This is a genomic window from Priestia sp. JV24 (assembly GCF_025910025.1).
GTDB lineage: Bacteria > Bacillota > Bacilli > Bacillales > Bacillaceae_H > Priestia > Priestia megaterium.
Genome location: NZ_JAPCIN010000023.1, coordinates 35540 through 51292 on the forward strand (window position 1 = coordinate 35540; position 15753 = coordinate 51292).

The 15753-nt window shown below is 39.2% G+C and carries 13 protein-coding genes; 1 reads left to right on the forward strand and 12 read right to left on the reverse strand.

Going from position 1 to position 15753, the window contains the following annotated elements:
- The first annotated feature begins 205 nt into the window (after positions 1 to 205).
- Positions 206 to 817, forward strand: a complete 612-nt coding sequence (locus OK414_RS21460) for a trimeric intracellular cation channel family protein (RefSeq protein ID WP_013058789.1) — start codon at positions 206 to 208, stop codon at positions 815 to 817.
- A gap of 35 nt (positions 818 to 852) precedes the next feature.
- Here OK414_RS21460 and spoVK read toward each other — a convergent pair whose 3' ends face one another.
- The 12 genes from spoVK to OK414_RS21520 all read right to left on the reverse strand — a co-directional run bounded on the left by spoVK (position 853) and on the right by OK414_RS21520 (position 15689).
- Positions 853 to 1809: a stage V sporulation protein K gene (spoVK, locus tag OK414_RS21465; RefSeq protein WP_016765353.1), complete on the reverse strand. Its 957-nt coding sequence runs from the start codon at positions 1807 to 1809 to the stop codon at positions 853 to 855.
- A gap of 187 nt (positions 1810 to 1996) precedes the next feature.
- On the reverse strand, positions 1997 to 2221 hold the full coding sequence (hfq, locus tag OK414_RS21470; protein WP_013058791.1) for an RNA chaperone Hfq: 225 nt from the start codon (positions 2219 to 2221) through the stop codon (positions 1997 to 1999).
- A gap of 32 nt (positions 2222 to 2253) precedes the next feature.
- Entirely contained in the window at positions 2254 to 3204 is a 951-nt protein-coding gene (gene miaA / locus OK414_RS21475; RefSeq protein ID WP_034654991.1) for a tRNA (adenosine(37)-N6)-dimethylallyltransferase MiaA, read from the reverse strand.
- A gap of 100 nt (positions 3205 to 3304) precedes the next feature.
- Positions 3305 to 5182, reverse strand: a complete 1878-nt coding sequence (mutL, locus tag OK414_RS21480; RefSeq protein ID WP_263045041.1) for a DNA mismatch repair endonuclease MutL — start codon at positions 5180 to 5182, stop codon at positions 3305 to 3307.
- 18 nt (positions 5183 to 5200) lie between these two features.
- Positions 5201 to 7858 (reverse strand): DNA mismatch repair protein MutS, encoded by a 2658-nt coding sequence (gene mutS / locus OK414_RS21485; RefSeq protein ID WP_263045042.1) that lies wholly within the window; start codon positions 7856 to 7858, stop codon positions 5201 to 5203.
- A gap of 163 nt (positions 7859 to 8021) precedes the next feature.
- Positions 8022 to 9419: an amino acid permease gene (locus tag OK414_RS21490; RefSeq protein ID WP_013084740.1), complete on the reverse strand. Its 1398-nt coding sequence runs from the start codon at positions 9417 to 9419 to the stop codon at positions 8022 to 8024.
- Positions 9420 to 9596: 177 nt separating this feature from the next.
- On the reverse strand, positions 9597 to 10142 hold the full coding sequence (locus tag OK414_RS21495) for an outer spore coat protein CotE (protein ID WP_013058796.1): 546 nt from the start codon (positions 10140 to 10142) through the stop codon (positions 9597 to 9599).
- Between the two features lie 225 nt (positions 10143 to 10367).
- A complete protein-coding gene (locus OK414_RS21500) occupies positions 10368 to 10799 on the reverse strand; it encodes a RicAFT regulatory complex protein RicA family protein (protein ID WP_013058797.1) in 432 nt (143 codons plus the stop codon).
- A gap of 1 nt (position 10800) precedes the next feature.
- Positions 10801 to 12330, reverse strand: coding sequence for a tRNA (N6-isopentenyl adenosine(37)-C2)-methylthiotransferase MiaB (miaB, locus tag OK414_RS21505; RefSeq protein WP_013084741.1), 1530 nt, complete (start codon positions 12328 to 12330; stop codon positions 10801 to 10803).
- 554 nt (positions 12331 to 12884) lie between these two features.
- Entirely contained in the window at positions 12885 to 13751 is an 867-nt protein-coding gene (locus OK414_RS21510) for a 2-oxoacid:ferredoxin oxidoreductase subunit beta (protein WP_013058799.1), read from the reverse strand.
- On the reverse strand, positions 13738 to 15495 hold the full coding sequence (locus OK414_RS21515; protein WP_047930762.1) for a 2-oxoacid:acceptor oxidoreductase subunit alpha: 1758 nt from the start codon (positions 15493 to 15495) through the stop codon (positions 13738 to 13740). The genes OK414_RS21510 and OK414_RS21515 overlap by 14 nt, the downstream gene beginning before the upstream one ends.
- A gap of 17 nt (positions 15496 to 15512) precedes the next feature.
- Complete coding sequence (locus tag OK414_RS21520) at positions 15513 to 15689, reverse strand: hypothetical protein (protein WP_155276292.1); 177 nt, start codon at positions 15687 to 15689, stop codon at positions 15513 to 15515.
- Between the last annotated feature and the right edge of the window lie 64 nt (positions 15690 to 15753).

Below are 15753 nucleotides of genomic sequence, written 5' to 3' on the forward strand. Positions count from 1 at the left end.
CTTTGCAAAAGAGACAGAATACATTGTCTTTTACTAGTTTAACACCCTTTTTAAAATCTATAAAACGATGATTAAAAAAACATTGAAATATCACGAAATTCTGTATACAATTTGAATTGGTTTACTTATCGAAATTTGAATCAGGCTGCCTGATTTTAAAATAATAGTCGCTACTTGGTGAAAACAGAATAAAGGGGATAGCATCATGACTTGGGACGTACTTAGCATTATTGGAACGATTGCCTTTGCAATCAGCGGAGCTTTCATTGCCATGGAAGAGGAGTATGATATTTTAGGCGTTTACATACTGGGAATTGTAACGGCTTTTGGCGGAGGAGCCATTCGAAACCTGCTTATTGGTGTACCGGTGTCTGCCCTTTGGGAACAAGGACTCTTTTTTCAGATTGCTTTATTATCTATCACTGCCACTTTTTTATTTCCAAACAATATCTTAAAACATTGGAAGCGATGGGGAAACTTTTCGGACGCCATTGGCCTTGCAGCATTCGCGATTCAAGGAGCGCTTTATGCCACTCATATGAACCATCCGCTTAGCGCGGTTATTGTAGCTGCGGTCTTAACAGGAAGCGGCGGGGGAATTATCCGAGATTTATTAGCACGCCGAAAGCCTACTGTTCTTAAAGATGAAATTTATGCGGTATGGGCGATTATCGCAGGATTTAGCGTAGGGCTGCATATTACAAATACGCCTGTAGAACTTTATACGTTATTTATCTTACTTGTAGGTCTTCGGATGTGTTCATATATTTACAAATGGCGCCTGCCGATCAAAACGATTCGACAACCAAATATGTAGAAAAAAAAAAGCCTTTCGTAACGAAAGGCTTTTTTTTACAGCTGAATATCGCTTGACGTTAAAGTTAGAAGCTCGTTGCGCTCAAAGCTTTCTTCTTCTAAAAGCCTCATGGATTGAGTACGTATGGAACGTTCGATAATGTTTCGCACATATCTACCGTTACTAAAATCCCTAGGCGTCTGATTGTACTTCACGTCCATAAAATGATCTTTTAGCTTTTTATAGGCCTCTGTACTAAACTGATACTGCCTGTCATTCATCATGTGACCGGCAATGTCCATCAGTTCATTGACATCATAATCCGGAAAATCAAAAATAAACGGAAACCTAGAGCGCAGCCCTGGATTAAGACTTAAGAAATTTTCCATTTCTCTTGGATAACCAGCTAAAATCAATACAAACTTATCATTTGAATCTTCCATATGTTTAACCAATGTATCAATCGCTTCTTTTCCAAAATCTTTTTCTCCTCCTCTTGCAAGAGAATAAGCCTCATCAATAAATAAAATACCTCCAAGCGCTTTTTTTACAAGATCTCTCGTTTTCTGAGCGGTATGACCAATGTATTCTCCAACTAAATCTGCCCGCTCTGCTTCAATTAAATGTCCTTTAGACAAGATGTTCATATTCAAAAATAATTTACCTAGCAGGCGGGCTACCGTCGTTTTCCCTGTTCCTGGATTTCCTTTAAACATCATATGCAGCGCCTGCTTTCCCGCTTTTAAGCCCTGTTCCTCTCTTTTTTTGTTAATATATAACCACGCATATATTTCTTTTATCATTTTTTTCAATTCTTCCATTCCAACCAGTCCGCTCATTTCTCGTTCAATTTCCCGAAGCGGCTCATGATTTATGACAGCTTTTTTGGCAGGACGCGGAATTGATGTCGTATACGATTTTTCCTTTTTTGTTTCATTATTTAAAATGATATTAATTTGCCCATTATTTTTAAGAGTTATCGGCTGTTCCACCATGTTCACCTCTCGTTTCATCCCACTTCTCTGTATCGCATAGCTGCATGCGATGAACGATACGAAGACAATGATCCCTTATTACCGAAGAAATAATCGTCTATTATAAGGTTTATGTTCAATGAGTAAAAACAATGTTAAGAAACTTTTCTAAGCCTTTATTTACATAAAAAAAGCATCCGAATATGCGGATGCTTCTCTTTAATCTCTATTCAAGTTCTACTGTAATATTTTTATTTGGTACAAATGTCGAAATCGCATGTTTATAAATCAGCTGCTGTTTTCCTTCAGATTCAATTAACACAGTAAAATTATCAAATCCTTTAATTAGTCCTCTTAATTGAAAACCATTTAAAAGAAATACTGTCACATAGATATTTTCTTTACGTAATTGATTTAAAAATTGATCTTGAATATTAACTGATTGTTTCATTATTCGGCCTCCTCGTTTCTCTATCTGTTTACTTAATTCGCTTCTTTCTTCAGCTTTCCTGCAATATATGTAAAAATTTCAGCAAACTTTTCGGGAAATTTGTCAACTTCCATCTCTATCCATTTTACAGGCATTTTATTTCGAAACCACGTTAACTGACGCTTTGCATATCTGCGTGAATTTTGTTTCAACTGTTCAACGGCTTCTTCGAGCGTACAGCGTCCCTCAAAATAAGCATAAAGCTCTTTGTAGCCGATAGCTTGAATTGATTGTACATCATGCAGACCACTTTCGTACAATGATTTAACTTCCTCAAGCAGTCCAGCCTGCATCATCATATCGACTCGGTGATTAATTCTCTCATATAATACGTCTCTATCCATTGTAAGTCCAATAATGGTTACATCGTATAATAACTCTTGCGACTGTTCTTTTGTATAGTCACTGAATTTTTTGCCGGTTACTTCATAAACTTCAAGCGCTCGAATTACACGGCGATGGTTATTTTTATGAATAGCAGCCGCACTGTCTGGGTCAATTTCTTTGAGCTTTTCATGCAGGGGATCGATGCCATGAGCTTCAATAAATACTTCCATTCGTTCACGAACTTTTTCATCACTAGGAGTTTCTGTGAACTGATAATCATAAATAACGGATTGAATATAAAGACCCGTCCCTCCAACAATCATCGGCATTTTTCCTCTAGCATGAATATCATCGATTTGTTTTCTTACAATCTCTTGAAATTCTGCCACAGAAAACGATTCATCCGGCTCCTTAATATCGATCAGGTAATGGGGAACCCCCTGCATCTCTTCTTCTGACACCTTTGCTGTTCCGATATCCATCCCTTTATAAATTTGCATCGAATCACCTGAAATAATTTCTCCGTCTAACTGTTTGGCAAGTTCAATGCTTAATTTTGTTTTACCAACCGCAGTTGGTCCAATAATGACAATAAGTTTTGGTTTCTCTCCCGTCATAACAACACTACTTTCATCTATAGGCATTCACATCATTCCATTTTATCCAAATGGTGATGATTTATTCAACAAAACGGCTAGCTGCAGCTAGCCGCATTGCCTACATCACTCGCTTAAACATTTTTTCCATTTCATACGTCGAATGATGAATAATAATTGGTCGTCCGTGCGGACACGTAAATGGATCCGTAGTTTTTCTCAACGTTTCAAGTAAAGCAAAAATCTCATCGTTTCGCAAATGATGATTCGCTTTAATCGATCCTTTACAGCTCATCATAATAGCCGCTTCTTCTCGTAACTTTTCGATATTGACTCGTTTCATGGTAAAGATTTGCTGAATCATTTCTTCAATGGTTTCCTGTTCCTCTCCTTTTGGAAACCACTGCGGATGCGAACGAACTATATAGGAGTTTTGTCCAAACGGTTCTAAGAAGACTCCTACTTCAGCAAGCATGTCTTTGTATTCTTCTAAAATCAAGGCTTCATTTCCCGAGAACTCTAGCGTAAGCGGCATAAGCAGTTCTTGAACTTCTGAATCTACTTCTCCGAGCTTTCGCTTAAAATATTCGTACTTAATTCTCTCCTGCGCCGCGTGCTGATCAATAATAAATAATCCTTTTTCATTTTGTGCCAAAATATACGTTCCGTGCATTTGACCAATTGGGTACATCGCAGGAACACGCGGTTCTGGCTGATCTTCGGCTGAATAGTTCGGTTCTGGAATAGGAGCGTTTTCTTCCACCGATTCTTCATAGTGTTCTATTTCTCGAAACGTTGGTTGGAGTTCTTCATCTTGACGTATGACCTCAGTTTTAACAGGCGGCATAATCTCGTCTACACGAGCCGGAGCCTCCTTAAAACTAGGTTCGCGAACCGTATTAGAGGGCTGATAGCCAGACGTTTTAGACTGATGATCAAATGTAAAGGTCTGCTGCTCAGTTGGCTGAACAGCAGATTTTGACTTAGTTGGTACTACAGCATCCGGAATTAACTGCTGCTTTTTAAAAGCAGCTTTCACTCCTTGTTCAATAAGCTCAAACAGCTCCGCTTCTTTACTTAAGCGCACTTCTAGTTTCGCTGGATGAACATTCACGTCCACTAACAAAGGGTCCATTGTAATGGTTAAAAACACGATTGGAAAACGGCCGATAGGTAAAAGGGTATGATAGCCCTGCTGTACCGCTTTTAACAGCCCGTAGTTTTTAACAAACCGACCGTTAATAATGGTGGACATATAGTTACGAGAAGCTCTTGTAATTTCAGGAAGAGCGACGTAACCATTCACTTCATAATCAAGTGACTGAACGTTAATCGGAATCATTTTTTTGGCTACTGCCATTCCATAAATAGCGGCAAGCACTTGGCGCACATCTCCGCTTCCGTTCGTATACAGAAGCTGTCTTCCTTGATGCATCAGCCGAATTGAAACTTCAGGATGAGACATCGCAAGACGATTGACGACATCCGTTACGTTACCAAGCTCCGTGTTTACCGTCTTCATATATTTCAAACGTGCAGGTGTGTTGAAAAATAAGTTTTCAATAACAAGTTCGGTACCTTTTCGGCTTGACGTTAATTCGTGATGAACGATTTCTCCGCCTCTAAGTTTAAGATGAGTGCCGGCTTCTTCTCCCGTACTCGTTTTGAGTTCAAGCATTGAAACTGAAGCAATACTTGGCAAAGCTTCACCGCGAAATCCTAACGTTCGAATTCGAAATAAATCTTGTTCTGTTTTGATTTTACTTGTCGCATGTCTTTTAAAAGCGGTCAAGCAGTCTTCAGAAGCAATGCCGTCTCCATTATCCAATATACGAATTTTTGAAAGCCCAGCTTCTTCTAGCTCAATTTCAATAACTGTACTGTTTGCATCAATAGCATTTTCGACTAGTTCTTTCACCACCGAAGCAGGTCGTTCAACAACCTCTCCGGCAGCAATTTTATTTGAAAGTTCGTCTGAAAGCTGCACAATTTTACCCACAGACTCACTCCTCTCAATCTATTTCTTCTTTAATGATTTTTGCAGTTCATACATCGCATTCATTGCGTCTAAAGGCGTCATTTCTAAAATATCCAGCTCTTTTAAACGATCTATAATTGCTTTTTCCCGTTTCGAAAGCGCAGGCTTTTCTTTTTTCTCTTCTATTTCAAAGAACGAAAGCTGATTGGCTTCATCTGCTTTTTTATTATCTGCACGTTCTTCTTGAACCAAAGAAGCACCTTCTTGTGGAACTTGTTGTGTCATCTCTTCTCTTTTTGGAGTCTGACGTACAGGTTCACGCTCAGAAGATTGTTCTAAGTCGTGTAAGATGACGCGAGCTCGCTCTAGAAGAGGATCTGGAAGTTCTGCTAGTTCCGCTACGTGAATACCATAACTTTTATCTGCAGCACCATCTTTGATTTTGTGTAAAAAGACGACTTTCCCATTTTTTTCAACCGCGCTTACATGAACATTTTTAAGCGCAGGAAGCGACTCATCGAGTACGGTTAATTCATGATAATGAGTAGAAAATAGGGTCTTACAGCCAATATGTTCATGAACGTATTCAATAATTGCTTGAGCAAGAGCCATTCCGTCATACGTAGACGTGCCGCGTCCAATTTCATCTAATAGAATTAGACTCGACTGAGTTGCATTTGTCACTGCATTTTTCGTTTCTAGCATCTCGACCATAAACGTACTTTGACCTGAAATTAAGTCATCGGCTGCTCCGATACGTGTAAATACTTGATCAAAAATCGGCAGAACCGCTTCGTCTGCTGGCACAAAACAGCCAATTTGAGCTAATATCGCCGTTAAAGCGACCTGGCGCATGTACGTACTTTTACCAGACATATTGGGTCCTGTAATCAGTAAAATTGAACTATCATCCGTCATTTGACAGTCGTTTGGCACATATTCCTGCGAATTCATTACTTTTTCTACCACTGGATGGCGTCCATTTTGAATCGAAATATCTTCACTTGAAAAAATAGGCTTCGTGTAATGACGTTCTTCACTGATTTTTGCAAAGCACTGCAGTACATCAAGCTCACTTACTTTTTTAGCGAGTTCTTGCAGCCTTGGGATATATGCTTTTACTTCCTCACGGATTTGTAAAAACAATTCATATTCCAGCTCTACAATTTTCTCTTCCGCTTCTAAAATCAGCGCTTCTTTTTCTTTCAGCTCAGGCGTAATAAAACGTTCTGCATTGGTTAACGTCTGTTTTCGTTCATACATTCCTTCAGGCAAAAGATGCAGATTTGCCCGCGTTACTTCTATATAATAGCCGAACACGCGATTATAACCAATTTTCAGTGAGCGAATCCCTGTTTTCTCACGCTCTTGCTGTTCAAGTGACGCAATCCACGTTTTTCCGTTTCGGCTTGCATCTCGGTATTGGTCAAGCTGTTCATGATAGCCGTCATTAATAATGTCTCCTTCTTTAATTGACAAAGGAGGGTGCTCTTTTAATCCTCTTTCAAGAAGATTAGCTAATCGCTCACAAGGATCAATGTCTTCAACAAGCTTTGTCGCATAAGGATGATTCAAACGATTCACAACCTCTTGAATATGAGGTACATTTTGCAATGATTTTTTTAATTGAATTAAATCACGAGCATTTACATTACCAAAAGCGACTCGACCAGCTAAGCGTTCTAAATCATATACGTCTTTTAGCAACTCACGCAGTTCTTCTCGTTCAAAAAACTGTTTCATTAAGACATCTACCATATTCAAACGATTATCAATATCCGCTTGTTTTAAAAGCGGACGGTCAATCCAATTTTTTAATAAACGGCCGCCCATTGCCGTAACGGTCTGGTCTAATAACCATAGAAGCGAGCCTTTCTTTCCTTTTGAACGAATCGTTTCGGTTAACTCTAAGTTTCGCTTAGAGAACAAATCAATTTTCATATATTCATTGATTTGATAAAACTGCACGGGCTGTAAGTGTTCAAGCGAACGCTTCTGCGTGCGAGTTAAATACTGAAGAATACGCGCAAACGTTGTGATAAGCTTTTGCTGCTGAAGCGACTCTACTAAATAATCTAGTCCTTCTACTTGCTCTGTACTATTCTCATAAGAAATGGTAATCGTCATGCGCTCTTTTAGTGTTTGTAATAAGTCAGCAGGAAACTCAGAGCTTACAACGACTTCTTTTGCTTCTTTTGCATAAATCTCTGAGACTATATCGTGAAACGAACTAACAAGCGTTACGCTGTTTTCTCCTGTAGACAAATCAGAAAGAGCAAGACCAAACGTTTGATCCTCGAACGCAGTAACAGAACAAATATAGTTATTTTCCTTTTCATGCAGTCCGCGTTCGTTCATCAGTGTTCCGGGTGAAATCACCTGCACCACTTCCCGCTTTACAACACCTTTTGCATGCTTAGGGTCTTCTACTTGCTCACAAATAGCTACTTTAAATCCCTTTTCAATTAAACGCTCGATATACGTAGGAGCAGAGTGATACGGAACCCCGCACATCGGAATTCTCTCTTGTCCTCCTCCGTCTCGGCTTGTTAATGTTATTTCAAGTTCTTGAGAAGCTGTCGTAGCATCTTCAAAGAACATTTCATAAAAATCACCTAATCTAAAAAACACAAAGGCATCTTGATACTCTGCCTTAATTCTCAAATATTGCTGTATCATTGGCGTATACGCTGCCATACTATTCCTCCATACCACATCTAGTTGTGCGTTTTTGCTACACGTATTATAACATAAGTCTTTCTTAAACTTAATTTATTCAAATAGAACAATCTTCAATTTCTTTTCATAAAACAAATAAAAAAGCTTCGGACGAAGGAAGAAGCTTGTCCGAAGCTTTTCATTATTTACTGCTGTTCAAATGACTATGCTTACGTCCGTATAAGAAGTAAACCACTAGCCCTAATACAAGCCAAATTACGAAACTAATCCATGTTAACTTTGGAAGCTGAAGTGCTAAGTATAAACAGAACACAAAAGCTAAAATTGGAATCACCGGCACGAACGGTACACGGAAACCAGTCGATTCTGAAGTTTGTTTTGATTTACGTAAATATAAAATTCCAATTGATACGGTCATGAAAGCAAAAAGAGTACCGATGTTTGTTAACTCAGCTAATCTTCCTAATGGTACTAAACCAGAGAAGATGGATACTAGTAAACATGTAATCCACGTATTTACTACCGGCGTTTGTTTTTTCTCACTGATTTTTGAAAAAGGCTTTGGCAATAGACCATCTCGACTGATCGCATAAAATAAACGAGTTTGTCCATACATCATAACGAGTAATACCGTTGTAATACCAACAATTGCGCCTAATGAAATAAATCCTGCTACCCAGTCTTGGTTAATGTAGCTTAAAGCAAACGCTACAGGGTTTTTAACATTTAATTCTGTATAAGGTACGATTCCTGTTAAGATAAGCGATACGACGATATAAAGGACTGTACAAATCGCAAGAGATGCGATAATTCCGATTGGCATATCCCGCTGAGGCTTGCGTACTTCCTCGGCCGCTGTTGCTACAGCATCAAACCCAATGTAGGCGAAGAATACAGTTGCTGCTCCAGTCGCTACTCCCGAGAAACCAAACGGCATAAACGGCGTCCAGTTTTCTGGTTTAACATAGCTAACTCCTACCCCGATAAACAGAAGTACAACAGCCAGTTTAATAATAACCATGATAGCATTAAAACGTGAAGATTTTTTTACTCCTTGCGTTAAAAGTAATGTGATTAAAAATACGATCATAATTGCTGGAATATCAATATAAGTGCCGTTTGCAGGATTATATGCACTTGTTAAAGCTTTTGGAAAATGTATGCCAAACCCTGCTAATAATCCTTGGAAATACCCGGACCATCCGCTGGCTACAGCAGAAGAAGCAAGACCGTATTCCAAGATAAGATCCCACCCTAAAATCCAAGCGATTAATTCACCAAATGTTGCATAACTGTAAGTGTATGCACTTCCTGAAACGGGAACTGTTGAGGCAAACTCTGCATAACAAAGAGCTGCAAACACACACGCAAGTCCTGACATAATGAAAGATATAACTAAAGCTGGACCGGCATGTTCAGCGGCGGCTACGCCCGTTAATACAAAAATCCCGGTTCCGATAATGGCTCCAATCCCTAACATTGTTAAATCGAAAGCGCCTAAATCCTTTTTTAATTTAACACCTTTAGAGTTGGTTTCACTAATTAACGTTTGAATTGATTTTTTACGAAATAAGCTCATAGTAACCCCCCAAAAAATACTTATCTGATATAACTAAATTTTCTGAAAATTAATGCATTATTTTCTTTAGATTTACTATACACTGCGCATTCGACAAAAAGCAATATATTTTTTTGTTTTTATAAGAATTTTCTTAAAATAGTAAAAATAAAAAAACTAGGAAGAACTTCTTCCTAGTTACTCATCGTCCCCTAATATAAAATCAGGATCCAAATCTTCAAATTCATCGTCATCTACGTCTAAATCAAACTCGTCTTCATCATCGCAGCCTTTCGGATTTACTGCAACACAAACCTTTGTTTCACCAATCACTTCCGCCAACAATTCTCTCTCTACTTGAACAATCGTTTTATTGCCATTTGGTGAAATTGTGCACTCTAGGCAATTTGGCTGCTGCAGCACGCGAACAATTACTTCGTAATCGTCTCCAATCGAATCTTCATCTTTATAGCGCAGCTTAATATTATCTTTGTATGATACGGTTTCCGTCCAAACTTCGGTTTTTGTATTATTATTGTACGAATACCAAATATTAATATCATATCTGCCGTCAACTTCTACATTGCTGCCGCTTTTCTTTGCTTTGTACTCATGGTTAATCACCCAGCACCCTAAGATGCTTGTTGGTCGATTTTTCGGTGCAAGCGTATGAGACGATTGTGTAAACTTGCGACCTTTACCTACGACTGCTTTTGTAATAATTTCTCTATAGTGTTGTGACATGTGAGCATACCCTCCTCAAACTATCTTCATTTCATCCTATGCAGGCTCATTCACTTGTTTGCACATTATTTTTAAGAAACTAGGTTTAAGGCATAAAAAACCTATGTTCCATTGTATGCAAGGATATAGAAAAACGTGACAATTATTAGAGAGAAAATCTGCCCAATTTTTATGCCACGGAATGCACAAAAAAATGCCTCAGCAAATTGCTGAGGCATTTTTTCTTTATGAGCAGCTAGATCCAGGGCTGTTTCGCACCTGTGAACCTGTTTCACCGCGCAGTAAGTCACCATCTGTTGACACAATAATTTCATCCGTTACTGTGTTTGAAATAGTGTTAGCAACAAGTTGAAGCAAATCATTCACGTTTATTTGAGACTCTTGAAACTGCTGAATAATCGGCAGTTCATCCAACTCTTCCTGTAAACGATCGATTTTTGCCTCCACTTGTTTTAACGCTTCTGTTTTACCATAATGTTGGAAATTAACAGCTTGTTTTTGCAAACTTTTAATGCTTGCAATGGTTTCACGCACTTTTTGATTTTCGTTAAGCTGAGCTTCGGCACGCTTGAAGAAATCTACTTCTTCCGTTTCAGCAATCATTTTTGCCAGCTCTTGAGCACGTTTAATTACGTCACTCTTGTTATACTGCGCCATATTACTTCACCTCTGCTGTTTCTTCTACCATTTCCCCGTTTAATGTCCATGTTTTGGCTTTTGTAACTTTTACTTTTACAAGTTGCCCAATCACTGACTTAGGTGCTTTGAAGTTTACAAGCTTACTTTTTTCCGTGTAGCCTGCTAATACTTCCGGATTATTTTTACTTTCACCTTCTACTAATACTTCGACAACTTTACCTTCATATTCCTTCAATTTCTTTGCAGAAATTTCATTTACAAGAGCATTTAAGCGCTGAAGACGCTCTTTTTTCACTTCCATTGGTACGTTGTCTTGCATCTTAGCAGCTGGCGTACCTTCACGAGGTGAATAAATAAATGTATAAGCACTATCAAATTCAACCTCACGATATAGCGACATTGTTTCTTCAAACTGCTCATCCGTTTCATTTGGGAAACCAACAATAATATCAGTTGTTAAGGATGCTGTTGGAATGGCTTCTTTAATTTTACGAACAAGCTCTAAATAATGTTCACGAGAATATTTTCGTGCCATAATTTTTAAGATATCGCTGCTTCCTGATTGAACAGGCAAGTGAATGTGGTCGACAAGATTTCCGCCTTTAGCAAGAACTTCAATTAAACGGTCATCAAAGTCACGAGGATGACTTGTTGTAAAACGGATACGAGCAACGTCAATTTTACGGATTTCGTCCATTAAGTCGCCTAGGCCGTACGTTATGTCTTCAAAATCTTTTCCGTATGCATTAACGTTTTGACCTAAAAGCGTAATTTCTTTGTAGCCTTGAGCAGCTAAGTGACGTACTTCTTGGATAATGTCTTCTGGACGGCGGCTTCGTTCTTTTCCTCGCGTATACGGAACGATACAGTACGTACAGAACTTGTCACAGCCGTACATGATGTTAACCCATGCTTTGACGCTGCCTTTGCGTGCTCTTGGAAGGTTTTCAATAACGTCCCCTTCTTTAGACCATACTTCAATCACCATTTCTTTTGCTAAGTATGCTTCGTTTAAAATGTGAGGCAAACGGTGAATGTTGTGTGTACCAAAAATCATATCCACGTGCTGATGTTTTTGTAAAATTTTATTTACAACTGACTCTTCTTGAGACATACACCCGCAGACGCCGATTAATAGCTCAGGGCGCTCGCGCTTTAAGGCCTTCAAGTGTCCTAATTCACCAAACACTTTATTCTCCGCATTTTCACGGATCGCACACGTATTCAATAAAATAACATGAGCATCTTCAACAGAGTCAGTTGGCTCGTAGCCAAGGCCTAGAAAAATACCAGCCATTACTTCTGTATCGTGCTCATTCATTTGACAGCCGTACGTACGGATATAAAACTTACGTCCCTGTCCCATTCCATGAAACTGTTCATCGATTGCAAAATCATTGTGATAGGAAACTTCTTCTTTTCCTCGTTTTTTCGCATCTTTTAAAGAAGGTGGCATGTATACTGTTTGAAAATATTTGCTGTAATCCTTTTCGGATTTTTTGTCCGCTGGATTAACTTGGTTGCTTTCTAAACGTTGTTTTTCGTTCATAAAAAAATCTCCTTTCACCATGACAATTGTCACGTTGCACCTGTAAATCGCAAAAAATGTGACAGCCCTATGCTTATGCATAAAACTCATCACATTAACATAGTATATAACTTTCAAGTAGCGAACACAATCATATACCTATTTTCTATACCTGTTTCGTTAAAATTCCATTCGGCTTTCGAAACATTTCTTAAATCACAAGAAGAGATTGATACATAACTAAATTATTCTATTTTAGAGACGAACAAACGGGATAAAAGAGCTCATAGAAATTCGCTTATTACACCGCTGTTGATTTCTGTGCAAAACTTCGCTTTCGGCGAGCGGTCGATGAGCCTCCTCGTCGCTTCCGCTCCCGCGGGTTCTCACCTATTTCGCTTTTCTCGCAGGAGCCTTCTCCTAGCTCTCCAATTAACAGCTAGAAACCACTCACTACATGAAACCTACGTTCGCTATCACTATGAAAAAATCCGAACGAGTTGGATTCTCCATCAAGAATCTCAGTTCACCGTTCGGATCTTCTCTCTACTAAACTGCTTTTATTGCAGCCTCTTTTACATAAATTCAGCTACTAGCTCATCAAACTTTTCCTCAGTCATACCTAAGTCTGCTTTTGACAGCGGCTCTTCACTATAACCGTGAACAAGCTGCTGATACGACGGCTGATGCGCATTTTGATAAATAAGTCCTGTTACTAAGCCGTTATGCTCCATTAACGTCTGCATAGCTTGCATACGATTGTTTGCATCATAACCTTCAATTGTGCTAAGACTAGTTAGGTTTTCTTTAAACCAATCATACGTGTTCACTTTGTTATACGTTACGCACGGGCTAAATACGTTAATTAAAGAAAAACCTTTATGCTGGATGCCTTGTTCAATTAAGCTTGTTAACTCTTTTAAATTCGTTGAAAAGCTTTGAGCCACAAACGTTGCTCCAGAAGTTAACGCAAGCTCCATGACAGATAAAGACGACTCAATTGATCCTTCAGGCGTACTTTTTGTCTTGAATCCTACTTCACTACGAGGAGATGTTTGTCCTTTTGTTAAACCATAGATTTGGTTATCCATTACGATATACGTCACATCGATGTTTCGGCGAATCGCGTGTACCGTGTGTCCCATACCGATAGCAAACCCATCTCCATCGCCGCCAGATGCGATAACGGTTAAGTCACGATTAGCCATTTTTACACCTTGAGCGATTGGAAGCGCACGTCCGTGAATACCGTGAAAACCATATGAATTAATATAACCAGAGATACGTCCAGAACATCCAATACCTGAAATAACAGCAAGCTCATGAGGTTCTAAACCTACGTTAGCAGATGCGCGTTGAATGGCTGCTTGTACGGAGAAATCTCCACACCCCGGACACCAGTTAGGTTTTACACTGTTACGAAAATCTTTAAACGTTGCCATTTAACACAAACATCTCCTTACTTTTTGCGTATACTTCTTGCGGAAGAAATGGATTTCCATCATACTTCAATACGCTTTGAATTTTATCATGACTTGCAATATTCATTTTTAAAATATTAGCAAGCTGTCCAGTAGCATTGTTTTCAACGACGACTACTTTTTTAGCTCCTTGCACGTAAGGAAGCAGTTCGTCAGTTGGGAAAGGATGAATTAAACGAATGTGAGCGTGATTTACTTTTATACCGTCCTGTTCCAAACGTTCCATTGCCTCTTCAATAACTCCACGCGTCGAATTAAATCCAACAAATAAAATATCAGACTCTTTTTCATGAGAGTGAACATGAATTGGCGTATTAAAACGAATTCCTTTTGTTTTACGAAGACGCTTATTCATTTGATCATCGCGGTTCACCGGAGATTCAGATGGCTTTCCTGTCTCATCATGTTCTACTCCTGTTACGTGATGAATTCCATGCTTCATTCCTGGAATGACGCGTGGTGATACACCGTCTTCTGTTACGCGGTAGCGCTTGTAGTACTGTTTTTCTTCCAGCTCTTCTAGCTCTCCTTGGTGAAGCTTACCGCGGCGGATTTCAACGCGGTTATAGTCAAGCGGTTCTACTGATTGCTTCCCAAGTGAAAGCTGTAAATCCGTTAGCATAATAACTGGACACTGATATTCTTCTGCTAAGTTAAACGCTTCAATCGTATCGTAGAATGCTTCTTCAACCGTACTTGGCGCCATGACGATCTTCGGAATTTCACCGTGCGTACCGTAAATCATAGCCATTAAATCAGACTGTTCTTGCTTAGTTGGAAGCCCTGTACTAGGACCGCCGCGCTGCGTATCGATAATCACAACAGGCTGCTCAGTGATGCCCGCTAATCCAATCGACTCCATCATTAAGGATAAACCTGGTCCAGCTGATGCTGTCAGCGCGCGTACGCCTGCATAGTTAGCTCCGATAGCCATCGTACATGCTGCGATTTCATCTTCTGTTTGGATAACGGTTCCACCGAATTGAGGAAGCTTTTTAATTAAGTATTCCATGATTTCTGAAGCAGGGGTAATTGGATATGCTGGCATAAAACGAGCCCCACCGGCTAAAGCACCTAGCGCAATGGCATCGTTTCCAATCATAAACATACGTTTTTTACCATCCGCTGGATCTAGTTTCATTGTTTCTAATTGTTCGCCTAGCTGTTCACGAATGTAATCTGCACCTTTTTTAATAGCTTCCATGTTTTTTTGTACAACTTTTTGGCCCTTTTTACCGAAGATTTCAAGTACTACTTCTTCAAATACTTCTGTGTCAATATGAAGCACAGCACTTGAAGCGCCTACAGCAACCATGTTCTTCATTAGCGACGTTCCTAATTCCGTTGCAATTTCCGTAAACGGAACAGCATATAGCGTAGCAGTTGTACATGTTTCGGGCAGACTTGGGTTGAATTTCGCATCTGCAATTACAACGCCTCCTACGCGCAGCTCATGGACGTTTACATCGATTGTTTCCTGATCGAACGCAACTAAAATATCCAAATCATCTGACACAGATCGAACTTGAGTTGTACTCACTCGAATCTTATTATTTGTATGTCCACCTTTGATACGAGAAGAAAAATGACGATAGCCGTATAAGTAATAACCTAATCGATTTAAAGCGGTTGAAAAAATTTCTCCCGTACTTTCGATTCCCTCACCCTGCTGTCCGCCAACTTTCCATGAAAGTTGCTGTACCATAAATCAACGCCACTCCTTTAATTGCTCATAATATAGAAATCTATTTTATTGATAAAAACTGAAAAAAGTAAATTAGCAAACGATTTCATTTGCTTCTGCATTTCACGAACCAAAATCATCTGCAAAACTCCCACAGCACCTTGCCGCTGTGCAGGATACGTTTCTGCTTGAACAGCTCCATAATCCGTTTTCAATTTTATTCCGATTGCCAGAAAAATGCAACCCTTTCCATTGAATTCTCAATCGTTTTAATTATAT